Here is a 22762-nt window from a genome sequence, read left to right on the forward strand (position 1 = left end):
ACGTAGGCGGCGTGGTGCTTGTCGTGGTGCAGCTCCATGATCTTGCCGGAGATGTGCGGCTCGAGGGCGGCGTAGTCGTAGGGGAGATCGGGCAGTGAGTAAACGGTCATGTAGTTGATCATGCAACCTCGAGTGCGCTCGAGGTCTACAGCTTGTGCCGGATGTCACCACGGATCCGCGCGTACGGTTCGCCTACGCTCGTTCCCGTGTCCGGAACCCCCCACGCCCACGAACCGCACGTCCCGCTGCCGGTCGAGATCCCCGTCACCGAGTCCATCGCCGACGAGTCGCTGGATCTGAAGACGCAGATCGTGCGCTTCGTGCTGACCGGTGGCCTGTCCGCTGTCGTCGACTTCGGGCTGTACGTGCTGATGCTCGCACTGGGGCTGCAGCGTGACGTCGCGAAGGCCATCAGCTTCGTCGCCGGCACCACCACCGCGTACCTCATCAATCGTCGTTGGACGTTCAAGGCCGAGCCGAGTCGGGCCCGCTTCGTCGCCGTCGTGGTGCTGTACGGCGTGACTTTCGGTGTGCAGGTGGGCCTCAACGCGGTGATGAACAACGTGTTCCCGGACGAATGGTGGCGCGTGCCGCTGGCATTCGTGATCGCGCAGGGCACCGCGACGGTCATCAACTTCGTGGTCCAGCGCGCGGTGATCTTCAAGATCCGCTGACGCTGCTGGACACCTGTCTGGAGACACTTCCGGTTTCGGTTGGAACAGGTTACATTTCCTGAACCGAACCACGCGGAGGAGTCAGATCGTGCGCTACGGCATCAGCCTGTTCACCAGTGACCGAGGCATCACCCCCGCGGCGGCCGCGCAGGCAGTGGAGGAATGCGGCTTCGACGCGTTCTACGTGCCCGAACACACGCACATTCCGGTGAATCGCGAGTCGAACCACCCCGGTACCGGCATCGAGACCCTGCCCGACGACCGTTACATGCGCACCCTCGACCCGTGGGTCGCGCTCGGCACCGCCGCGTCGGTGACATCGCGGATCCGGCTCGGCACGTCGGTGGCGCTGCCGCTCGAGCACGACCCCATCACGCTCGCCAAGACCATCGCGTCCCTCGATCACCTGTCGGGTGGGCGCGTCACGTTCGGCGTCGGCTACGGCTGGAACGCCGAGGAACTCGCCGACCACGGTGTCGACCCCAAGAAGCGTCGGACCGCGCTGCGCGAGTACCTCGAGGCGATGCAGGCGCTGTGGACGCAGGAGGAGGCGTCGTACGACGGGCAGTTCGTGAGCTTCGGGCCGAGCTGGGCGTGGCCCAAGCCGATCCAGCAGCCGCGTCCGCCGGTCCTCGTGGGTGCGGGCGCGTCGGAGAAGACGTTCGCATGGATCGCGCGCTCGGCCGACGGCTGGATCACCACGCCGATCGAGCAGGACATCGAGGACAACGTCACGCTGCTGCGCAAGATCTGGGCCGACTCCGGCCGCTCCGGGCAGCCCGAGATCATCGTCCTCGCCGGCAAGCCGGATGCCGAGAGGCTGGCCCGCTGGCAGGATCTCGGCGTCAGCGAGGCGCTGTTCGGGATGCCCGACAGCTCCGAGGACGAGGTCCGCGCGTACCTGCAGCGCCTGGCCGGCAAGCTCGGCATCGGCTGACGCCGGTCAGCGCGGCGGGCCCTCCTGCAACACCAGCGACCCCGATCGCGGGGCGCCGGTGGCGTCGATCCACTGCAGCTGGACGGGGTCGCCCGGGTGGAGGGCGTTCATCCGGATCGTGAGGTCGGCGGCGGCGCGGACGGGTACGCCGTCGAATTCGACGATCACGTCGCCGCGTGCGAGTCCGGCAACCTCGGCCGGGCTGCGAAAGCTGACGAGCGTCACCTCCGCACCCGCGGGCACGTTCGACATCGGGTCGCGGTGGTCGCGGACACTGACCCCGAGCATCGGGGTGGGGCCGATGTGGACCGTGTCCGACGGCCGGCCGGTCAGCACCTGGTCCACCAGTTCCATCGCCGAGTCGATCGGGATCGCGTACGACTTCGGCGCGGGCGCCTGCGGCACGTCACGTTCGACGGCGTTCCCGGCGCTGCTGACCCCGATCACCTCGCCGAACGCGTTCACCAGCGGGCCGCCCGAGTCGCCGGGCCGGACGTCGGCGTCCACCTCGATCAGCCCCGACAGCTGATTGCGGGAGCCGTCGGTGGAGTTGCGGGTGGTGACCGTGACGCCGAGCCGGGTGACGGCGCCGGGTGCCGGCACCGGCACCCCGCCGCCCTCCGCGTTCCCGATCGCGGTCACCGGATCGCCGACACGCGCCGAGTGCGCCGACCCCAGCGCCGCGGTCGGCAGGGCGTTGCCGCCGGGCAGTCGGAGCACCGCGAGATCGCGGGAGCTGTCGTAGCCGACGACCTCGGCGGGATACCGGCGCATGTCGTGCATGCTGGTCGCCGCGATGTCGGTGCCGCCGTCGATCACGTGATGGTTGGTGAGCACGATCGCCGCGGAATCGGCCGGGTGCAGGACGATTCCGGTTCCCGCCGTCGTACCGAGCGCCGAGTGGGTCGTGACGGTGACGATCGTGGGAACGACGCGGGCCGAGAGTTCCTGCGGGGCAAGCGGAACGGCCGGCGGGGGAGCCGGTGCCACGACCGACGTCGTCGTCGCCGGCGGCGACGCGTCGATTGTGCCGTGTTCGAGAGGTATGGCCAGGAGCGCGAGGCCTGCGGCCACGAGCACTGCAACGGCAGCACTGGCGCGGCGCACCCTCGTCGCTCTCATGGGTTCAGTCGCTTCCCTCCCGGTACACCGGCAGCAGACCGGAATCGCGGGCCTGCAGCAGTGTCGGCGCGGCGAGATCCTTGTCGGACAGCGTCCACTGCAGCGGTGTGCCGTCGCGTCCGACGCCCGGCCACTCGATGCCGATGCCGGGGTCCAGCGGGCTCACCTCGTGCTCGCGCTCGGGGTTGTAGCCGGCCGAGCACAGGTAGATCACCGTCGAGTCGTCCTCGAGCGACAGGAACGCGTGCCCGAGGCCCTCGGAGACGAAGAGCGCGCGACGGTCGACGTCGTCGAGCAGCACCGAATCCCACTGCCCGAACGTCGGCGACCCGACCCGCAGATCCACCACGACGTCGAGGACCGCGCCCTTGACGCACGTGACGTACTTGGCCTGACCGGGTGGGACGTCGGCGAAGTGGATGCCGCGCAGCACACCGGCGGCGGACACCGAGCAGTTCGCCTGCTGCAGGTCCAGCGTCCGGCCGATCGCCGCGGAAAAACCGGTGAAGCCCGGCTCCTTGAACCATTCGAGGAACACCCCGCGGTGATCGCCGAACTGTCGGGGCGTGATCTCCCACGCCCCCGGAACCTTCAACTCCCGATAATCCATGTCACCATTCTCTGCCGCGGTCGAGCAGTCCCAGCAGGTACGTGCCGTAACCGGACTTGACCAGCGGCTGCGCGCGCTCGCGCAGTTCGTCGTCCGAGATGAAGCCGCGCCGCCACGCCACCTCCTCCGGAACGCCGATCTTGAGGCCCTGCCGCTGCTCGATGGTGCGCACGTAGTTCGACGCGTCGAGCAGCGAATCGAACGTGCCGGTGTCGAGCCACGCGGTGCCCCGCGGCAGCACCTCAACCTGCAGGCGTCCGGCCTCGAGATAGGTGCGGTTGACGTCGGTGATCTCGTACTCGCCGCGCGCCGACGGCGTCAGGTCCCGCGCGATGGAGACGACGTCGTTGTCGTAGAAGTACAACCCCGGCACCGCGTAGTTGGACCGCGGCGCCGCCGGCTTCTCCTGCAGCGAGATCGCGGTGCCCGCGTCGTCGAACTCGATGACGCCGTACGCGCCGGGATCCGACACCCAGTACCCGAACACCGCGCCGCCCTTGACGTCGTGGAATCGGGTGAGCGTGGTGCCCAGGCCCGGGCCGTAGAAGATGTTGTCGCCGAGGACGAGCGCCACCGAATCCGAACGGATGTGGTCCGCGCCCAGCACGAACGCCTGAGCGAGACCGTTCGGTTCGTGCTGCACCTGGTAGCTCAGCGAGATGCCGAACCGGGAGCCGTCGCCCAGCAGATTGCGGAACTGGTCCGCATCGCCGGGGGTGGTGATGATCAGGATGTCGCGGATCCCGGCCAGCATCAGCGTCGAGAGCGGGTAGTAGATCATCGGCTTGTCGTAGACGGGCACCAGCTGCTTGCTCACGCCCAGCGTGATCGGGTGCAGCCGGCTGCCCGTGCCACCAGCCAGAATGATTCCGCGCATGTACTGAAGTGTTTCACGGGCGGCGGCGGGATTTCGGGGGAGTGGGTGCGCTCGTCGAATGCGCGTCCGGTTTGCCGCGTCCGGGTGCGTGCACAGTAGGAGGAAACCGGCACGGACGGCTGTGCGCGCCAGCCGGGCAGCACACCTGCGGCGTTATGATCCTGAGGGGTCTACCACGAACTGCATGACGGTCCAGCGGCGCTTGGCCGGGCGAGGGTACGAGCAATGTGGTGGGTACGAACACAGTTTCACAGACTGCGACCACGGCCGGTCGGCCGAGTCGGGCGACCGGCCGTGGTCGGAATGCGGAGTGAGTCGGCCCGTCGGTTCCGATGACTGGGCAGATCGTACTGAGGGAGAAGCTGCGGCGCCCACCGGTGCACGGGCTGATCCGGCGCCGCTTGGTGGACCCGCTCTGCAAGCTGCCTGCGGGTTCGCTCGGCCTCGTGGTCGCACCTGCCGGGGCCGGGAAGACCACCCTGCTCGCGTGGGTAGCGGACCGCTGTGGAATCCCCGTCGGCTGGTATCGCGCCGCCTCCGACGACCGAGCGGAGGCGGGTCTCGTCGCGCACCTCGCGCACACACTGATGCCGGTGACCGGGGTCGAGGCCGGCGACGTGGAGACGATGGCCGACCTGCTCGGCCGTCTCGACGGATGGCGCGGGCCCAGTGCGCTGCTCATCCTCGACGACGTCCACGAGATCGAGGCCAGCGAGGCGTCCACCTCCCTGGCGCGATTCGTCGCGCTGCGTCCGGGACGGCTGCGGGTGCTCATGGGCAGCCGCAGGCCTCCCGACCTGAATGTGCCCCGACTCCGTGTCTCCGGGACGGTTCGTGAGATCGACGGTGACGATCTGCGGTTCCGCCACTGGGAGGTCGAGGAACTGTTCGCGAAGATCTTCCGGGAGCCGATCGCGCCCAAATCCGCGGCGGCCCTGACCAGGCGTACCGGGGGGTGGGCGGCCGGGCTGACCCTTTTCCGCCTGGCCACCACGGGGCGGACGCCCGCCGGGCGCGAGCACGCTGTCGAGGAACTGGGCGGACGGTCCAAGCTGATCCGGTCGTACCTGACCCGCAACGTCCTCGCCGAACTCCCGGAGAAGACCCGTCGATTCATGCTCACGACGGCGACCCTGGGGCGGTTGACCGGCCCACTGTGCGACGGCCTGCTGGGGGAGACCGGGAGCGGCCGGGTGCTCGATCTGCTCGAGCGACGACAGCTGTTCACCACCTGCGACGACGACGGGGCGACCTACCGCTACCACGAGGTGCTCCGCACCCACCTCGAGTCCGAACTCGTCGAGGAGTACGGGATCGCGCAGGCCAGGGCCTGGTATGCGCGGAGTGCCGGACTGCTCGAGGCCGCGCAGCACCATCGGGACGCGGCGATCGCGCACGCCAAGGCCGGGAACTGGGTGGCGGTCGGTCGGCTGGTGCACGAATCCGCCGAGGTCGCCTCGGCGCTCGGCGATCTCCCGTTTCCTCCTCACATGTTGCGCGAGGATCCCTGGCTGGCGATGGCCGAGGCCCGGCGCCTCGGGCGGACGGGTGCACTCGCCGAGGCGGGCAACGCATATCGGCGGGCCCAGGATCTCTGCGACGATCCCGAGTACCAGACCGTCTGCCGCCGCGAACGGGCTCTCGTCGAGTTGTGGCGACCGGGCGGTGGGGGCGTGCGAACGGGCGGATCGGAGCACTGGAGTGCGCCTGTGCGGTCGGCGCTGCGGACGACCCCGTCCGACGCTCAGGGCGGTTCCCGGACCGAGGGCGCGCATGCCCGTTTGATCGAGGGGCTGGTCGCGGTGTCGATGGGCGATCTGGTCGGTGCACGGAAGTCGTTGGCGGAGTCGGCCGAACAGGAATCCGATCCGGTCGCGAGCCTGTTCGCCAGGTTGGCGGGGTCCGTCGTCGATATCGTGTTCGGGGCGCCCGGCGACCCGACCGATCGGCTCGGCGAAATCTCCCTGGATGCGGAGCTTGCGGGCTTCCCGTGGCTCGCCCGGCTGTGTCGAGGGCTCCACGAGGCCGCGCTCGCCGTCTCGGCGCACTGGCGACTCGCAGCCTGCGACGAGTTGGTTCGGGAGTGCGTCCACTCCGGCGACCGCTGGGGAGCCGCGATCCTCCGAATGTCGACCGCCCTCGTTCGGTCCAGGCATCGGGACGAGCAGGCGCACAACGATTTCACGGATGCCGGCGAGCTGTTCGCGCAGGCGGGCGCCGAGGTGGGGGAAGTGTGGGCCCAGGTGTTCGCGTGTCTGGAGGCGCGCGAGCGGGAAGGCCACTCGGGGGCGCTCGCGCAGTTGGCCGGGCGCTGCCGCGCGCTACGGGTGCGCGGTGCACACGCGGTGGCCACTCTCGCGCGGGAGCAGGAGGGTCAGGGGGCAGGAGCCGTCCCGACCTCGGCGGAAGTGGATGCACGCCGCACCCTGGAGGTGCTCGGGCTGGCGGAACTGCTCGGGGAGGGGGCGACGTCCGTGCGGGCCGGCACCCCGACACTGTCTCGGGTTGCCGTCCGCTGCTTCGGCGGGTTCGGCTTCGAGGTAGGTGGGCGGCCCGTCGACATGTCCCGAATACGTCCGAAAGCCGCTGCGCTCCTGCACATTCTCGCGCTCCACTCCGGACGGCACGTGCACCGCGAAGTGCTCGAGGAGGCGTTGTGGCCAGGGGTCGTGCACGAGGTGGCGTGTCATCGCCTTCAGGTCGCGGTCTCTAGCATTCGCTCGCTCCTCGGGAGCACTGGCGTGAGCATTCGTCGTCGCGGTGAGGCCTACGGATTGCACCTACCTCGGGGAACCGTGAGCGACGTGAGTGCGTTCGAGGAAGTCCTGGCCGGCGCTTCGGGTATCGGGCCGGACGGGATCGTCGATCGGGTGCGCATGCGCCGCGAGGCCCTCGAGCTCTATCGCGGCGATCTGCTGCCCGAGGACGGCCCGGCCGAGTTCGTCACGGAGATCCGGGATCGGTTGCGCCGGGCGGCGGCGGAAGCGGCCGCCGCGCTCGCGGAGGATTGCCGGGCCCTCGGTGACGGCGACGATGCGCGGGAGGCGGCGCGAATGTCCGTCCGGCTCAACCCCTACCAGGACCGTCCGTGGGAACTCCTCATCGCGCTCGACGAGGCCACCGGCGACCGGTGTGCTGCGGACCAGACCCGGCGCGAGTATTCGCGGGCGCGTGCCGAGGTGGCGGGAAGAGCCGTCACGAATCCGGACCGACGACCTCCACCCGGTGCGGCACGTGCGCCGGAGTGACGGCCGCGACCAGGGCATCCAAGCGGGCGATGTCCACGTGCGCCGGATCGGTGGCGGTAACGCGCACCGTGACGCCGACCTGGGTCGGCAGCTCCGGTGTCGACGACGGTCGGTCCGACCACGACGCGCCACCCGGTTCCACCACCTCGACGTCGACCCCGAAGGCCGCGGCCACAGCGTCCCGTACACCAGTCGCGGTTCCGCGCCATCGGAGCAACTCTGCCCCTGCCTGCACCAGTTCGCGCTTGCGAGTCGGCGTCTCGTCGCTGCCGAGAGTGAGCCCGAGCCACCCGGCGAGCCAGTCGAGCGCGTCCGTCGGCGTGGTGGTGGGGTCGAGGTACGCATGGTAGGAGTCGAGGACGAGGAAGGCAGGAGCCAGCAGTCGGTCCGCCACCTCGCAGATGCCCTGGACGTAGTGGTCGTCGAGGTACAGCGCCGGCAGCGTCGCCCCGAGTGGTCGGGGCGTGCCCAGTCGGTCCACCGTCCCGCGCATCACTGCACCAGAACCGAGTGTCGGTACGAGCAGATCAATCCGTTGTCGGGCACCAGGATCCGATCGGTCGCGTCACCACGCTGGCCGGTGTGCGGATCGGTGGGGAACATGTGCACCGTGATCTCACCGGCCATGTCCACGCCGGGAACCGATGCCAGCAGTGAGTTCACCTCGTGCACCCGCAGGCTGCGGCCGAACGGCCACCCCGTGCCGTCCTGCCCGCCGCGCAGCGGGTGCAGCAGTGCGTACAGCCGGCTTGAGACGTCCGCCTTGACGCTCGCTTCGTCGCTGCCGGGCAGGGCGGTGAGCCCGACCGCCACGGTCACCCCGATGTACTCGGGGGGTTCGACGATCACCCGGGTTCCGATCAACCGGCGCCGGTCGAGGAACTTCGCGATGTGTCGCAGCGTTTCCGGCAGCGGGGCCAGGTCCGTGATGCGGACGCGGCCGGCCTCGTCGTCCGCGACGTGGGGGACGACCAGCACCCGGACCAGACCTGATTCCTCACCGAGACAGTGCACGCGCGCGATCTCGGGGGCGGCTTCCCGCGTGAGTTGCTCGAAGTCCTCCGTCGTGACGGCACGACCTCTGGACCGCAGCACCACCGGCCCGCGCGCCTTCAACTCCTCGACGGTCTCGGCCTGGGCGCCGCCGACGGCCGCGATCCGGTTCTCCACCCGGGCGACGTAGGGAACCGAGGTCTTGAGCACCCGTATCTGGCCGACGCCGATGTTCCCGCGTGTGCCACCGCCGATTCGGTACGAGTGCAACTGCAGCACGGCGCCTTTGGGTGGTGCGGCGCCGTAGTTGCGCACCGATCCGTCCGCCTCGCGGACGGCCGGTCCGAAGGCGATCTCCCCGGACACCGCGTCGACGTGGAACACCGGGCTTTCCGGACCGGACTCGGCGAAGTCGTCGACCGCGGTCCACTCGGACACCGCGCCGTCGGCCGCCGTCGCGGTGAGTGTCCCCGGCTCGGCGCCGGGCACGACGGGGCCGAAACGGAGCGGAAAACGCTGCGCAGCACTGCCGTCGGACACCCCGAGCACCTCGTCGCGGATCGCGCGAGCGTGGGCGATGGGGGCGGTTCCGCCGACCGTCATCGCGGCTATCGCATCGACATGCGGTGAGCGCGAGTACATCGGCTGGTCGGGGAGCGGCGCGACCACCCGGCACCGGACCCAGCCCGCGCGCCGGCCCGCGACCACGGACGCGGAATGGTCGAAGGGGAGATGGAGCACGACGTCACCCGGCTTGTTGAACCCGCCGGTCTCGTCGCGATCCACCTCGCAGCCCACCCAGCCGTGGGGTGTCCAGGCCTCCCACACGAGCGGTGGGCGGAGGGGATCCACGCCGACGCCCGACACCCGGCACTCGAGTCGCAGCAGCACCGCGCACGAGGGCACCGCCGACGAGAGCCCCACCAGGAGGCAGTCCCCGGCCGCCGGCCGCGACCCGAAGCAGTCGAATCCGCCGCGATCGAGATCGACGGTGCGATCGACCGGATCCGCGTCGCCCGCCGACACGGCCACCCGACTCCGGGTGCAGGGCACGATGTCGAGGCCGGCGAGGGTGGCGAACACCACGGGTTCCTGCAGGTCCGTGCGATCGGTGCTGACCTCCGCCTCCGCACGCACCGTCACCGTCTGCGGTTGCGGCGCGGACAGCCAGAACGTCGCCTGCGCCCGGGCCGCCGACGCGGGCCGCAACTCCAGGCCGATCAGATCCAGGAACTTGAGATAGTGGCGGTCGGGTACCCGGTTGAGGCGATAGATCAGCTGGTCCAGCATGGCGGCGAACGCCTCGATGAGCGTGATGCCGGGGTCGGACAGATTGTGGTCGGACCATTCCGGGAATCGCGACCGCATCAGCCGGCGGCCGTCGTCGACGAGTCCCTGGAATCCGCGGTCGTCGAGGTTCGGGGCGGGGAGCACGGTGGTCACCTGCCTTGCTCGGGTGTCGGGCCGGGCGGGGGTTCGTCGGGAATGACGTAGAACGGGAAGACGAGGTTGCGGGCCTCGTTGCGGCCGTGGATCCGGTAGCCGATGTCGACGAAGAACGCGCCGAGGTCGGACTCGTCGAAGTCGACGTACACGTGCTCGACGTCGATGCGCGGTTCCCACTGCTCGAGCGCCGAACGGACATCGTGCGCGATCGCGGCGGCGGTGGCGGTCGTGGTCGGTGCGAACACGTGATCGTGCACCCGACAGCCGAATTCGGGTCGCATCGGCCGCTCACCCGGTGCGGTGCGCAGGATGATCTCGATAGCCTGCTCGACATCGGTTGCGCCGGTGACCAACACGAAGGCTCCGGTGGCGTCGATCTGTACCGGACTGGACCATCCGGCGCCGACGAAGTCCGCGGACATCACGTCAGCCTCCGATCAGTACGGTCAGGGCGCCCATGATGATCGGCGCTCCGCATCCGGAGAGGTCGCCGACCCGGGCCGCCGGTTTCCCGCCGATGAGCACTGTCGGACAGCCGGGCGGGAGCAGCGGAGTCGGTGGATGGACCGCCGGGGGCGGGAACGAACAGATATGGGGCGTACCGACGGTGGCGGCCGGGCGGCCCTCGATCAGCACGGTGAGTTCGCCGGGTGGGCCGATGACACCGGGATGGCCGGTCGGGTCGCCCACCCGTGCCGCTGGTGGCATGTCCGGTCCTCCTCTCCGTGCGAGGTCAGTTCAGCTTGATCGGCAGGCCCTTGACGGTGCAGGGGCCGCCTGCCTGGACGTCAAGGGTGGCGTTGGCGCGCATGGCGACCTGTGACCCGCGCAGGTCGACGCGGCCTTTCGTGTCGACCGACACCGCCCCGGTGCCACCGGCCACCGTCACCCCGTTGGTCGCCTGCACGGAGACGGTGTGACCCTTCAGCGTGAGCGGCGAGGTCCCGGCGTCGACGGTGACACCCTTCGCCCCCGCGACCGTCACGGTGCCGTCGCTGTGGACGGTGACGGTGGTTCCGACCGCGTCCAGGTCCAGGAAGCAGGTGCGCTGGGCGGTGCCGACGCTGATCCCCTCGGTGCGTCCCTTCGCGTCGTGCAGGTCGATGCGGTGCCCCAGTCGGGACACGAACGAGCGCCGGTTGATCTCGCCGGAACCGCTGTCGACGACCGGGATCCCCTCGGTCGGCGGGGTGTCGACCCCGTTGTAGAGACCGCCCAGCACGTAAGGCCGTTCAGTGGTGTCCTGTTCGAAGGCCACCAGGACCTCGTCGCCTACCTCGGGTAGCAGCATCGTCCCGCGAGCCAGGCCCGCGCCGGGTTGGAGGGTGCGTGCCCAGTCGCTGACGTAATCGTCGGACAGCCACGGGAACTTGAGCTTGACGCGGCCGCTGCCGGTGGGATCGTTCACATCGGTGACCTGTGCGACGACCACACCGTGCCCGGCCCCCGCCACGGCATCGCCGCCGACGAGGCCGAGCAGACCGCGGTCGTGTCTGCCGGAGGCGGTGAAGGTCGTGGTGTATCCCGTCGTGGGGTCGTAGCGGTGCCGGGCGGTGGTGAGCCGGAACTTGCCGTCGAATGGTGCTCCCAGATCTTGCAGGGACACACAGGCGTTGGCGCGCACCTTCGGATTGCCGCGCGCGACGCCCTCGACCTCCGCGAAGGTGCCGCCGATCCGCTCGGCGATGGCCTTCGCGGCGGAGTCCGCCTCGGGCTGGGTGCGGTGGGCGGGTGCGACGCCGGTGAACGTCGGGTTCCCGACGGCGGCGGCCAGGTCGGCCGGCGTGGTTCCGGGGATCTCCGCGCTGAGGGTTCCGGCGTCGGCGGTCCCGACGATCGGCCGTTTCGTGTTCACGTCCCAGCCCCGCGCCTCGACCCTGGCCACCTGCCCGGCCGCCGTGAGCACGGACCGCAGCCGCACCAGGTCCTCCCCGAACCGCAGCACCAGGGGATTCTTCGCCTTGCCGTCCGGTGCGGTCGAGGCACGTTCGGGCGGGCCGAAGTTGAGCTCGTCGTCACGAACAGTGGTCTCGAAACCGATGTCCCGGCCGAGACGGTCGAGGAACTCCCAGTCCGTCTCCGCGCACTGGGAGATGTGATCGAAGACGGTGGGGGAGGGCGTGATCCGCCCGGGGGCCAGACCCGCGCGGCGCGCGACGGCGGTGGCGGCATCGGAAGCGGTGGCCTGGGTGAAGGATTCGGTGTGACGACCGCGGAAGAGTCGGTGCGCCTGGTCGTAACCGCGCAGGATGGTGAATGTGCCGGTGGCCTCGTGTTCGGCCTCGAGTGCCGTGACCTCGCCGGCGACGAGACGTTCCGGCTCGGGGTGGCTGTCGGTGACGATGGTGATCGTCAGCTTCGCACCGATCGTGACGCCGGTCTTGGAGACCACCGTTCGGTCCGGGTCCCGGAACCGGAGGACGAACGAGTCGGGGACGCGGAGGTTGGTGTCGACGTACGCGGACACCAGGAGGACGGAGACGTCCTCGGGCACCGGCGATCCGTCGATCGCGATCTGGAACCCGCCGGTCGTCGGCACCGTCACCACATCCTCGTCAGATCGTCACGGGCGGGCAGCATCACCGCGGTCCCGTCCGGAATGCGCATCGGGTCGTCGATCCCGTTGTAGGCGGCGATATTCCGCCACAGTGCCGCGTCGCCGTACTCGGCGTGCGCGAGCAGTGGGAGGCAGTCGCCGGCGACCATGGTGTGGGTCGAGCGCGCGGCGACGGACTGGGAAGACGGATTCTGCCCACCCTTGCCGCCGGGCATCTCCTCGAGGTTGACCGTGCACACCGCGCGGATCGGCACGCCCGAGGACGAGAAACGGGTGAACTTGGCGCTCACCTGGGTCACGAAGCCGGGGAAGCTCTTCAACCCGCCCCAGGTGAAGATGACGAGTGGTGGAAGGGCTTTCGCGGTGCCGCTGGTGTTCTCGGTGGGTACACAGCACTTCATCAGCGCGTCCACCCGGGTCACCACGCTGTTGTCCTGCGTCTCCCACGCATCGAAGAACATCTCGAGGCTGAGCTTGGACGGCTCGGAGCCCAGGAACTCCGGTGGGCCGGCCTTCTTGGCGCCCTTCGTCGGTTTGCTGCCCCACTTCGCCGTCTTCGCGATCGTCACCTCTTTCGGGTTGAACTGGAAGTCGATGCTTCCGAGGTGGCCGCCGGGCTGGCTGCCGCCCGGCGCCTTCCGCGGCTCGTACAGTTCGAGACTCGCGTGCACCTGCGCGCCCGTGGCGCCCGGGCGGGCCCCCGGCTTCGTGTCGGCGCCGTCGGAACGGATGGCGACTGCCTCGGTCACGACTTGCTCCTGTCCGTCCCACGGATCCCGCAGTGGGCGATCTCCAGCGTCTCGGTGGCCACCTTGGGGCTGTCGAGGGTGAGACTGGGCCCGGTCCACCGCACCGGGACCACCCCGGACAGGGACCACTCGGCGACGACGCTGCCCTCGGTGTTCATCGCCGCGATCTTCGCGGTGGTCGGGGCGAACCCGTTGACGACGTCGTTGACCCAGTTGGACAGCAGGTGGCTGTCCTTGCCGACCGGACGGGAGAGCTTGATGTTGCTGAACTTCACCCGGGTGGGCAACTGCCACACCATCCCGTTGTTGCCGCCCTCTTCCCGCTGCTCGAGCACGATCTCCAAGCCCAGGCCCTCACAGCTGGTGAAGTTGCCCAGCGGGGAGGAGTCGACCGTCACGGAGAAGCACACGCTGACCGCGGGATCGGTGTCGTCCATGGCAATTCCCTTCGTGACGGGTCGGCGTCACCGGTCCGTGAGCAGTCCGGAACGTTCGCGGTCCAGCCAGAGTTCGGCCCGCAGCCGGGCGGCGAGCGGCTCGTACAACTGGCGCGCCAGTTCGTCCAGCGACGGTCCGCTGCCAGCGGTCGGCGCCGCCCCGGCCACCGGCGTCGGATTCGGGGCCGGCGTGGCGGCCACTACGGGGGGCCCTTCGGCCTGGGGCGGCGTCGCCTCGGGTGGGGTGTCGGGTTCCTCGATTCGTTGGAGCGGGGCCGGCGTCGAGGTGGCCGGTCGGGGCGGATCGGCGGGGAGCGGTGGTCGTGACAGGTTCGGCTGCGCCGACCGAGGTGTTGGGGTCGGTTCGGCGGTGACTGCTTCGCGTGAAATGTGCTCCGGCGAGCGGGCCGTCGTGTGGGTGTCGTGCGGGAGCGGGACACGCTGGATCGGCAGCGGCGTCGGGGTGGCGGCCGGACGACCGGGGCCGTCCGCGACGCCGCTGCCGGTCATCGCCGCGAACATCTGGGTGAAGGACACGGGTTCGCCGGTGGCGCGGGTCGATTCGGGGGCGGTCGCGGTCGGGCGCGGCAGTTGGTCGGGCGCGGCTGTGCGCGCGACCCGTATCGGGATCCCGGATCGCTGCCCCGTCGGGGCGGCGGGTCCGGACGGGGCTCCGGGTGACGGGGCTTCGGGTTCGGGCGGCGGGGAGAACCGGGCGACGCGGGCGGCCTGCACGGTCGTGTCGGGCGGTGCGGGGGCCGCCGTGCGGAGGGCCGCCGTGCGGAGGAGTGCGGGTGTGGGGTCGCTGTCGTGCGGCGTGGTGGTGCGGGCGGCGTCTGTCGGTGCCTGGGTTGGGCGAGTTGCGGGCTCGGCAGCGGACGCGGGGCCGACCTCGGGCTGTGGTTGGGAGCGATCTCGGACAGCGCTGCGCTGCAGTGGAACTGTGCGATCGACGGTGTTCCGCGAGGGGGTGGGGGCGCCAGGCGTGGGCGGGGTCGGGACGGGACCACGGGAGGTGATGGCGGTGGACGGTGGTCCCGCAGGGCTGCGGGAGACGGTGGGCGCAGAGGGCATTCCCGCAGGGTCGGCGTAGCCCGTCGTGTCGGCCCTGCTGTTGCTTCCGTCGCTGCGGGCGGTGGAGGCTGCGGGACGGGGCGGACTGGACGAGTCTTGCCCCACCCGGTCGTCCCGGTGGGGTGGGCCGACCTCGTTCGCTACGGGCGCCTCGGCGTGCGCGGGAAGGCGGAAGGCCGCCACGAGCGGCGTCGGCGCCGGCGGCGCGGGGCGTGCTGTGGGCGAGTCCGCGCCGTCCACGGTTCCAGTCGAATCGTCGGGCAGGCGTTGTGCCGGTGCGGAGTGGTTGGCGCGGTTGGCGCGCACCTCGATCGGGTCGGCACTCTGTTGCTGTACGCGTTGGAGCGGGACCGGCGCGTTCGTGCCGGGGTGGGTCGGCGTCCCGATTTCGTGATTGCTGGGCGCGGGCGGGAGTGCGGCACCGGTTGGCGGAGTCCCTGTCGATGGGCTTCCTGCAGCGGTTGGTCGTGCCCGTTCCGAGCCGGTCGGACGAGGCGTGGGCGCGTGGGGCATCGGTCGAAGCTCGGAGTGGTGTGCCGTCACGGGTGGCCCGGGTTCGGGTGCCGTCTGAGGGGACGTGGACGGTGGTCCAGGCTCGGGTGCTCGCTGAGCGGCCGTTGCAGGTCGCGCGGGACCGCGTGCCGTCCGTGCCGCAGTGGCCGTCTGTACTGACGGTGCCGACGGTGTGGCGACCGGCGGGGCCCAGCCACGAAGACCGGGAATCGGGCGGACCGGCGTCGGCGTATCCAGCGCGCCGCGGGATGTGTCCGGTGTGGACGGGGGCACCTCGGGTGCGGATGGCGAGGGAGCAGGAGGCCGGGGCGCTGGTTCGGGTGTGGCGGCCGCGGATTCGGTGAGGGTATCGGTCCCCGAACCGTCGCTCGGTGCAGACGGCTCGGGGTCCATCGGATCCATCTGCACCTGGGGGGCATCGACCGTGTCGGGGACGTCGACCGGTGCGGGGGCGGTCGCGGACGCGTCGGGGTCGATCGCGGTCGCGCGGGACACAGGGAGACGTCGGCGCGGTTCCGGGGTCGGCGCCACGGTCATCATCGGCCGGTCGGACGCCCCGGGTCCGGTCGGGGGCCCGGGATCCGTCGTGATGTCCGGTGGTGCGGAACCGAGAATGGCTGCGCCGCTGTGTCTCTGGACGAAGGTTTGCGTCCGGGGGGTCGGTGTTACTGGGCCGGGACGCTGCCTCGGGGGCGGTTCCCCGGCGAAGAGTCGGCTGAGCGGCCGGGCGAGATCCACGGTGGGGGACAGGGATCCGGTGACACTCGGATCGGCCGCGACGCACAACCCAGCGGTGAACGAGCCGAATCTCGCACTGGTCGGGATGCGCGAGATGACGGGAGCGAGCGGGCGGATCCTGTGCCACTGCGGATCCGGCGCCCGCACAGGTGCGGGGGCCTCCGGGGACCTTTGTGTTCGCCACGGCCACCACCGCACCGCTCTCACCTCCCCGCAGTGTCGTCGGCAGTGAGCTGCCGGATGGTCGCCACGTAGCGCAGGCGCTCGTGGTGTTCGAGGTCGAGCAGTTCGTCACGCGACCAGTGGAAGTGCAGCGCGACGTACGAGAGCTCCTCGTAGAGACGGTCGGTCCCGTACGTCACGATTCCCCCAGGCGCCCACCCGAGAGGTCGACGGTGAACTCGTGGTGGCACGACGGGCAGGCGACGCCGGCCAGGGTGTGCCCCTCCTGGTTCACCTGCCGGTACAGGTCCTGCAGGAAGGCCAGATCCGAGGCGAACAACGATTCCACGATGCCCGCATGGACATCGTCGATGTCGCCGAGTCGTGTCACCACCCGTGCGATCAACACCACTGTCAGGTAGGTCGGGTTCTCGCGGACCCGGTCGTCGCGTTGCGTGACGAGTTCGTCGCGCGCGGTCGCGAGGCGCATCGTCCCCTCGCGGTGCACGGTGCCGTCGGCGTCTACGTAGCCGCGGGGAAGCACGAACGAGAACTCGGTCTGCAGGCGCTCCGGGGGCGGGTCGGCGGCGGCACCCCGGACGTCGCCGTGGGGGCCGTCCGCCACCGCGGCCGCGTTGGTCCTACGCACCCTCGACCTCGCAGCGCTCGTAGGTGAGAACCAGCTTCTCGGTCAGCACACTGGTGTCGCCGGCCTTGAGGGAATTCACCTCGAGGCTCTTGGGCCACGCGTTGGTCACCTTGTAGCGCTTGACGGCGCTGCCTTCGTAGTCGTAGACCACGATCGCGCCGCCCTTGCGGACGTCTCCCATCTTCCCGAGTTGAGAGTCCTTGACCCACTTGTCGAAACTGTTGTCCTCGGTGAGCGGGCGGGTGAGCGTGACCTCGCCGGCCTTCCACCGCCCGGGTAGTTTCTTGACCAGATACTTGCCGTCCGCGGCCGAGTTCGACTTGTACTCGATCACGTCCTGCTCCATCTTCAGGCCGGTGACCTCGGTGATGGACTTGATCTGGATGCCGTCGAACTCCAGCCCGAACGAGTGGCCGACGGAGCTGTCGAATTCGGGAAGAGCCATGGGAGCACCTCACTTTCGTTCGATAGGATCATTCGGCGACCAGGCTGGTGCCGCCCGAGAACTGGGAGAGCCGGAAGATGACGAACTCGGCGGGCTTCACCGGGGCGACCCCGATCTGGCAGACGACCTCACCGGCATCGATGCCTTCCGCCGGGTTGGTCTCGTCGTCGCACTTGACGAAGAAGGCCTCGTCCGGGGTGGTGCCGAAGAGGGCGCCCCGCCGCCACTCGTTGACCAGGAAGGCGCCGATGGTGCGCCGCAGCTTCGCCCACAGGGCCTGGTCGTTCGGTTCGAACACCACCCAGCTGGTTCCGCCGAGGATCGACTCCTCCAGGTAGTTGAACAGCCGGCGGATGTTCAGGTACCGCCAGGCCGGGTCGGAGGAGAGGGTGCGGGCACCCCATACCCGGATTCCGCGTCCCGGGAAGGAACGAATGCAGTTGATGCCCCATGGGTTCAGCAGGTCGTGTTCGTGTCGGGTGATCTGGGTTTCCAGGCTGACCGCGCCACGCACCACCTCGTTGGCCGGCGCCTTGTGCACACCCCGTGTGTCGTCGTTGCGGCCCCAGATGCCGGCGATGTAGCCCGACGGCGGCAGGTACTCGCCGTTGCCGTTCCCAATCCACGGCCAGTACAGCGCAGCGTATTTCGAGTCGTAGGCGGCCTTGTCGACGCGCCACTCCTTGACCTGTTGGGCGTTGAGGCCGGGTGGCGGGTCGAGGATCGCCATCCGATCGCCCATCTGCTCGCAGTGCGCGATCATCGACTGCTGGACGGACTGCACGGTGTCGAGGTCGATGGCGCCCTGCTGGTAGGCGGTCATCAGGTCGGGGATGCACACCATGGTGACCTCGTCGACCGCCTCGAGTCCGGAGAACCCGCTGCGGTCGGCGACGTCGCCGACGTAGTCGTCGCCCGAGAGTCGGGCCGGGACTTTTGCGGCGGGTGGGGGCGGTGCCTCGAGTGCCGTGGTCATTCCGGGCTTCGTGTCCTCGACGGTCTTGCCGGTGACCGCCTCGAGGCGGATCACCTTGGAAGTCGCGTTGACGAGGGTCTGGGCGCCGGTCTTGCCGCGTCCGGCGGTGAGGCCGTTGTGTTCCTCGACCACTTCGCCGCCGCGCCGCACCACGAGCTTGAAGGACCCTTCCGGGGCGTCGCCGTCGGCCGCGGCGGCCTCGACGTCGAGGCTGCCGCTCGGTGCGGCAGGATCGAGTGCCATCACCCGAAGATTGCCCAGAACACCCTGTGGTGGAGAGCTTTCCACGTCCTTCGGTGTGGGGTTGTCGTTCGCGGTGTCGTAGTCGACGCCGATGCGGACGACGTAACACATTCCGCCACCGTTCTGGAAGTATCCGAACACCGAGCGGGCGAGCGCAGCACCGTCGACGAATCCGCCGAAGGTACTGGTGAATTGGGTCCAATTGGTGACGAGCGTCGGCTTGTTGAACGGGCCGGATTCGGTGAGGCCGACGAACGCGGCCACCGCCGTGCCGACGCCCTCGATCGGACGGGAACCGGAGTCGACTTCCTCGACATAGACCCCGGGGGACAGGTAGGTCGGCATGGTTGCCTCCTGGACGCGGGACGCGATGACGTCAATTCTTCGTGGCTCGAATCGTGAGGGGCAGTCGCGAGTGGGCGTCGGGGTGGCCACGTTTCCGTGCCCCTTTGGGCACGAACTCTCCCGGAGTCTGAGTTCGACGGTACTGCCTGCCGTACTTGGATGGGTAGATGGCGTGCCATGGAATCGACGAGGGACGATGGGCACGAGATCGCCGATGCCGTACCGGTCGGTGTTGCCGGGCCTGCCTCGGCTGACCGAGATGAACTGTATCGGCGCTTTTGCAGCGCGGGGTAAAGGTTTGCTGCGAGCGGCGGTCGGGTTTGACCCACGTGCCAAACGTGAGCGGACGAGACGTGGTCATGAGGCTGCCACGTGGCGATTCGCCACGAGCGCAGAGTATCAGCGCCGCAATGAGGGGTTGGACTTCTCCAGGTGGCTGAGTTTGGTGTTGTCTGCCTGGATCAGCGTCTGGAGTTGCTCCGGGTTGAGCGCGTGAACCCAGTTGTCGTCTGATGCTTTGGGCAGCATATGGTCCAATCCGACACTGATCTCCTGTGAGTGCAGGCCCTCGACGTTGAGGTATGCCGATCGTTTCCCGTTGACGATGAACCCGCGGTCAGTGAAGAACTTCTTTGCAGCCGCATGTTCGTCGGCTCCAATCAACTCCCAGAACTTCTTCTGCGCCGACTTGTAAACGGGCGCATAGTTGTCTGCGGTTAGCTTCTCGCCCTTGAGCGCATGCTCCGCCGCGGCCCGCCAACACGCAGCGACAGCACTGTCGTCGCTGAGTCGTGTGCCGATGATCTCGGAGGCCCTTGTGTAAACGTCCCGGGGGATCACAGCCCCCGGAGCGCTTGGCGGCGTGTACACGTAATGCTGTGGGAGCCTGCCGTCAGCTTTCATCTCGGCAATGTTCCTGTTGATCGTGTCAATGTCGGCTGGGGTCAACGGTTTGTTGGCGAGGTCCGCCCGATGTTCGGGAAGCCGCTTGAGATCGGTGAATTTTGCGCGCTCGCGGGTTACCATTTGGGGGAGTGTGGCCGCCCACTGCTCAAGTTCGAACTCCGTGATGCTCTGCAGGGACATATCGGCCGAGGCTGCGTTGCGAACCGCGTACACCGGGTCGGTGCGGGCCTTGGCGGCCGCATCGTCCAGTCGCAGCCTGACCTGAGGATTTCGCTCGAGAGTGTTCTCCCAAAATGCGCCGATCAGCGGACACGGTTCCGTGCTGCACCGCTCGATACCCCGCTCCGTGGTGACGATCTCGTGTCCAGCTGCTAACTCCACCTTCGCTGATTTGGCTTGGGCGGCAACGACTCGGGCTTCCTTTCCCAACAACTCGCCGAAGCGTGCCTCGGCCGCCTGGGATTTCGCTAGGGCGGTGGCTCCGCCTCGAACCGCGCTGTACACATCGAGGAATGCCATTACGGTGTCCAGAGTCGCCTCGATCAGCTGTGCACTGACTTGGTCCCGTCGCACCAGATTAGTCTCCTCGGACAGATGAGACTCGGAGGCGGCCTTGAGCGTGAGGTACTTGTCCCAGCTGGCGGCCGCCTGTGCGGAACTGCCCGCCGCTGCTGCAGCGAGGAAGAACGTTGCTAGCCCCCCCGTGGTGATCTCTGCAACGACGATCAGTGCCATTCCCGCGGCCGCAACTCCCATTGTGTTCCAGAACTGGACGTTGTTGTGCTCCTCAATTGCACGTTCCGCGATGAGTTTCCTGAACGGCTCTTTCCAATTTGGATCTTCGCGGAACAGTTGCTGATGGATTGGCTGCAGTTCCAGGGCGAACTCCACTTTGGCATCCGTGAGTAGCGGGTAGGTCTGATCGATGTTGTCCTTGGTGTTTGCCAGTGCCTGATCGATAACGTTCATGGCGGAAAGTTGCTCGGCGGGAAGTTCCGAAGACACGCCGAGCTTGGCTACCGCGTCGAGTTGGGTGTCGTCCCGGAGCGCGACCAGTGCCGGGTATAGCTTGGCGAAGTGATCGACTATCGCCTGAACACGGTCGTAGTTCTTCTTGGTTTCGTTCCAAGTGGGAAGGTTCTGGGAAGGTGAAGCGGGACGGCAGATACTTCCGGATTCGAGGGCCGGTGGATTCGCCGGATCGAACGGGCCGACACACTTCTCCGACCGACCACGTGGATCTCTATTGACCGGTCCGTCGAACCCGATTGGCATTCCGTCCAACGCCGCGACGGCGGCCTTGGCCTTCTTGATTGTGCCAGCAGCTACCATCAGGTCCTCGCGGGCGCGCCCTTGATCCGAAGTCGGGGCTGTACTAGGGCTGTCGAGTCCGTAGCGCTTCCTTTCCGTCTCCACGGTCTTCTTGTTGATGTCTAGATAGCTGCGCGCTTTCGTAGAGACAGCCTGTTTGAACTCGTGCTTCACCGGCGTCAGATCCGGGATGTCCCAAATCGTTGTGACACCGCGCTGTAGGCACATGTTCCAGACGTAGGCGTACTTCGAGGCCAGCGCTATCACCGCCCTTCCGCGGCTCTTCCAGATGGAATACATCGCGTTCTCGTCACGCGGGCCGACCCAACCCTGGTTGAGCAGTATCAGGATCATGTCGATGCACTGGGTGTCGTCCGCGTGGACAAATGCGCTGTCGTCGATGCTCTTGATCTTTCCAATGTCCTTGTCTCGGATGCCCTCTCCGATCAGTTTCTTCTGCTCCTTGGCGTCGTAGCTCGATGGCACACGTTGAACTGCCAGCGTGGGGAGGGACGGCATGTGGGCCTGAATGTCGTAGGTGACGACGCCGTCCTGTTCACACCCGCAGCCTGGCTGGTGTTCGCCACCACAGCATTGGGCACTCACCAATTGTCGGACGGCACGATTGCCGGCCACTCTTTGCATATGCAGTAGCCCAACCGAATTCTCGAGTGCCGTCTCGTGATGTGGCGTATTCATACTCGACGTCCGGATCCAGGGGGCACGGGTTCGAATTGATTGAAGCAACGACATTCCTCATCTCAGGCATGGTTCGCTGAATCTAAGTGCATACGCGTAGGGACACGTATGAGCGGGTAATTGGCGGTGTGCCGCAGTGACTGCGGATACGTGTTCCGAATGCTTTGCGCTCAATCACCCGGACTCTGTTTTAGTCCGTGTTGCAGGAAACGTGCCCTGTATCGATGGTTCTTCAGGCTCCTCCTCTACCTCGTCGCGTTGAACGGAATCAGCAGATCCCGCGACGCGTTCCGCGTTGGCGGCCGCCTCCCGCTCGAACCGGTCCGAAGGATCGGAGACGCTGATGCCACCAGGCGCCGGCGCCCCGTCCACCGCTCCGCTCCGCTGCTGCACGACATGCGTCAGTTCGTGTGCGAGCATCACCCGACCGTCGGCGGATCCGGGGTTGTACATGTCGCGCTGGAAAACCACATTCGACCCGACCGTGTAGGCGTGGGCGTGCACCGCACCGGCCGACCGGTTGGCGGCCGCGTCGTCGTGAACGCGGACGTCGCCGAAGTCGTGTCCGAGGCGGGATTCCATGTCCGAGCGGACATCCGGATCCAGCGGCCGACCACCTCCGGCGATGGCATCGTGCACGGGGGAGGGCTCGTCGTCGACGAGCGTGTTGACGCCGGCGTTGCCCGCGGCACGCTGCAGCTCCGACAGTCCTTCGGGGCCGAGAACGTCCGGGCGGCCCTGAGCGGCAGCGGATCCGATCGGTCGCGACGTCGAGGTTTCGTCGAGGCGAGCCGATTTCGGGCGCAGCGCCGCCTCGTCGTTGTCGAATCGGTGTTCGCGCATGGCGCAGTTCCTTTGCTCGAGGGCGCACCTCCAAGTCTGTCACCACCGCTCCGTCCTCGACAGTCCTTGTCGCCCTGCCCGATCGGGCAAGCTGCCCTGCCCGATCGGGCGGCCCGCCGGAGACCGCACGGTGGGTTGCAGGCGCGGATGGATACTGGCGCATGGGGTATACGCTCGAGAGAGTCGAGTGCCGTCCTTGCGGGGAACC

At 68.4% G+C, this 22762-nt stretch carries 20 protein-coding genes and 1 pseudogene; 3 read left to right on the forward strand and 18 right to left on the reverse strand.

The features are described 5' to 3' along the window. Positions 1-110: pseudogene (locus DEU38_RS22945) on the reverse strand (superoxide dismutase); the annotation flags it as partial. 51 nt (positions 111-161) lie between these two features. Between DEU38_RS22945 and DEU38_RS22950 the strand changes: the two are divergent. After that, on the forward strand, positions 162-674 hold the full coding sequence (locus DEU38_RS22950) for a GtrA family protein (RefSeq protein WP_114723704.1): 513 nt from the start codon (positions 162-164) through the stop codon (positions 672-674). An 88-nt stretch (positions 675-762) separates the two neighbouring features. Then, positions 763-1611, forward strand: coding sequence for an LLM class F420-dependent oxidoreductase (locus tag DEU38_RS22955; RefSeq protein WP_114723705.1), 849 nt, complete (start codon positions 763-765; stop codon positions 1609-1611). A 6-nt stretch (positions 1612-1617) separates the two neighbouring features. Here the strand turns inward: DEU38_RS22955 and DEU38_RS22960 are convergent, their stop codons facing one another. From DEU38_RS22960 to rfbA, 3 genes are read right to left on the reverse strand one after another with little or no spacing between them, the layout of a single operon-like run. Beyond that, positions 1618-2733: a S1C family serine protease gene (locus DEU38_RS22960; RefSeq protein WP_114723706.1), complete on the reverse strand. Its 1116-nt coding sequence runs from the start codon at positions 2731-2733 to the stop codon at positions 1618-1620. Between the two features lie 4 nt (positions 2734-2737). Next, positions 2738-3343 carry a dTDP-4-dehydrorhamnose 3,5-epimerase family protein gene (locus tag DEU38_RS22965; protein ID WP_114723707.1) on the reverse strand — a complete coding sequence of 202 codons (606 nt, stop codon included), beginning with the start codon at positions 3341-3343 and terminating at the stop codon, positions 2738-2740. A gap of 1 nt (position 3344) precedes the next feature. Further along, positions 3345-4220 carry a glucose-1-phosphate thymidylyltransferase RfbA gene (gene rfbA / locus DEU38_RS22970; RefSeq protein WP_114723708.1) on the reverse strand — a complete coding sequence of 292 codons (876 nt, stop codon included), beginning with the start codon at positions 4218-4220 and terminating at the stop codon, positions 3345-3347. A 332-nt stretch (positions 4221-4552) separates the two neighbouring features. Here rfbA and DEU38_RS22975 point away from each other — a divergent pair, with 332 nt between their 5' ends. After that, positions 4553-7468 carry a BTAD domain-containing putative transcriptional regulator gene (locus DEU38_RS22975; protein ID WP_114723709.1) on the forward strand — a complete coding sequence of 972 codons (2916 nt, stop codon included), beginning with the start codon at positions 4553-4555 and terminating at the stop codon, positions 7466-7468. Here DEU38_RS22975 and DEU38_RS22980 read toward each other — a convergent pair. From DEU38_RS22980 to DEU38_RS23040, 14 genes are all read right to left on the reverse strand, one after another. After that, complete coding sequence (locus DEU38_RS22980; RefSeq protein ID WP_114723710.1) at positions 7416-7961, reverse strand: phage tail protein; 546 nt, start codon at positions 7959-7961, stop codon at positions 7416-7418. The two genes, DEU38_RS22975 and DEU38_RS22980, sit on opposite strands and share 53 nt — an antisense overlap. After that, complete coding sequence (locus DEU38_RS22985) at positions 7961-9904, reverse strand: putative baseplate assembly protein (RefSeq protein WP_258558115.1); 1944 nt, start codon at positions 9902-9904, stop codon at positions 7961-7963. Before DEU38_RS22985 ends, DEU38_RS22980 begins: the two co-directional genes overlap by 1 nt. After that, entirely contained in the window at positions 9901-10329 is a 429-nt protein-coding gene (locus tag DEU38_RS22990; protein ID WP_114723780.1) for a GPW/gp25 family protein, read from the reverse strand. Before DEU38_RS22990 ends, DEU38_RS22985 begins: the two co-directional genes overlap by 4 nt. 4 nt (positions 10330-10333) lie before the next feature. Then, positions 10334-10615 (reverse strand): PAAR domain-containing protein, encoded by a 282-nt coding sequence (locus DEU38_RS22995; protein ID WP_114723711.1) that lies wholly within the window; start codon positions 10613-10615, stop codon positions 10334-10336. A gap of 25 nt (positions 10616-10640) precedes the next feature. Then, positions 10641-12452 carry a VgrG-related protein gene (locus DEU38_RS23000; RefSeq protein ID WP_258558116.1) on the reverse strand — a complete coding sequence of 604 codons (1812 nt, stop codon included), beginning with the start codon at positions 12450-12452 and terminating at the stop codon, positions 10641-10643. Next, the gene (locus tag DEU38_RS23005) at positions 12449-13213 is read right to left on the reverse strand and encodes a peptidase M23 (RefSeq protein WP_114723712.1); all 765 of its coding nucleotides are present in this window, start codon (positions 13211-13213) and stop codon (positions 12449-12451) included. The genes DEU38_RS23000 and DEU38_RS23005 overlap by 4 nt, the downstream gene beginning before the upstream one ends. After that, the gene (locus DEU38_RS23010; RefSeq protein WP_114723713.1) at positions 13210-13650 is read right to left on the reverse strand and encodes a phage tail protein; all 441 of its coding nucleotides are present in this window, start codon (positions 13648-13650) and stop codon (positions 13210-13212) included. Before DEU38_RS23010 ends, DEU38_RS23005 begins: the two co-directional genes overlap by 4 nt. A gap of 27 nt (positions 13651-13677) precedes the next feature. Next, a complete protein-coding gene (locus DEU38_RS28165) occupies positions 13678-14964 on the reverse strand; it encodes a hypothetical protein (protein ID WP_147283572.1) in 1287 nt (428 codons plus the stop codon). 1214 nt (positions 14965-16178) lie between these two features. Next, on the reverse strand, positions 16179-16337 hold the full coding sequence (locus DEU38_RS28680) for a DUF6760 family protein (protein WP_181818907.1): 159 nt from the start codon (positions 16335-16337) through the stop codon (positions 16179-16181). Next, positions 16334-16786, reverse strand: coding sequence for a hypothetical protein (locus DEU38_RS29455; RefSeq protein ID WP_114723715.1), 453 nt, complete (start codon positions 16784-16786; stop codon positions 16334-16336). The genes DEU38_RS28680 and DEU38_RS29455 overlap by 4 nt, the downstream gene beginning before the upstream one ends. Continuing rightward, the gene (locus tag DEU38_RS23025) at positions 16779-17231 is read right to left on the reverse strand and encodes a phage tail protein (protein ID WP_114723716.1); all 453 of its coding nucleotides are present in this window, start codon (positions 17229-17231) and stop codon (positions 16779-16781) included. Before DEU38_RS23025 ends, DEU38_RS29455 begins: the two co-directional genes overlap by 8 nt. Before the next feature lie 28 nt (positions 17232-17259). Then, positions 17260-18795 (reverse strand): phage tail sheath subtilisin-like domain-containing protein, encoded by a 1536-nt coding sequence (locus DEU38_RS23030; RefSeq protein WP_114723717.1) that lies wholly within the window; start codon positions 18793-18795, stop codon positions 17260-17262. 399 nt (positions 18796-19194) lie between these two features. Further along, a complete protein-coding gene (locus tag DEU38_RS23035; RefSeq protein ID WP_181818908.1) occupies positions 19195-21498 on the reverse strand; it encodes a hypothetical protein in 2304 nt (767 codons plus the stop codon). A 387-nt stretch (positions 21499-21885) separates the two neighbouring features. Continuing rightward, complete coding sequence (locus DEU38_RS23040) at positions 21886-22554, reverse strand: DUF4157 domain-containing protein (RefSeq protein ID WP_114723719.1); 669 nt, start codon at positions 22552-22554, stop codon at positions 21886-21888. Between the last annotated feature and the right edge of the window lie 208 nt (positions 22555-22762).

It is taken from the genome of Rhodococcus sp. AG1013 (genome assembly GCF_003350365.1).
GTDB lineage: Bacteria > Actinomycetota > Actinomycetes > Mycobacteriales > Mycobacteriaceae > Prescottella.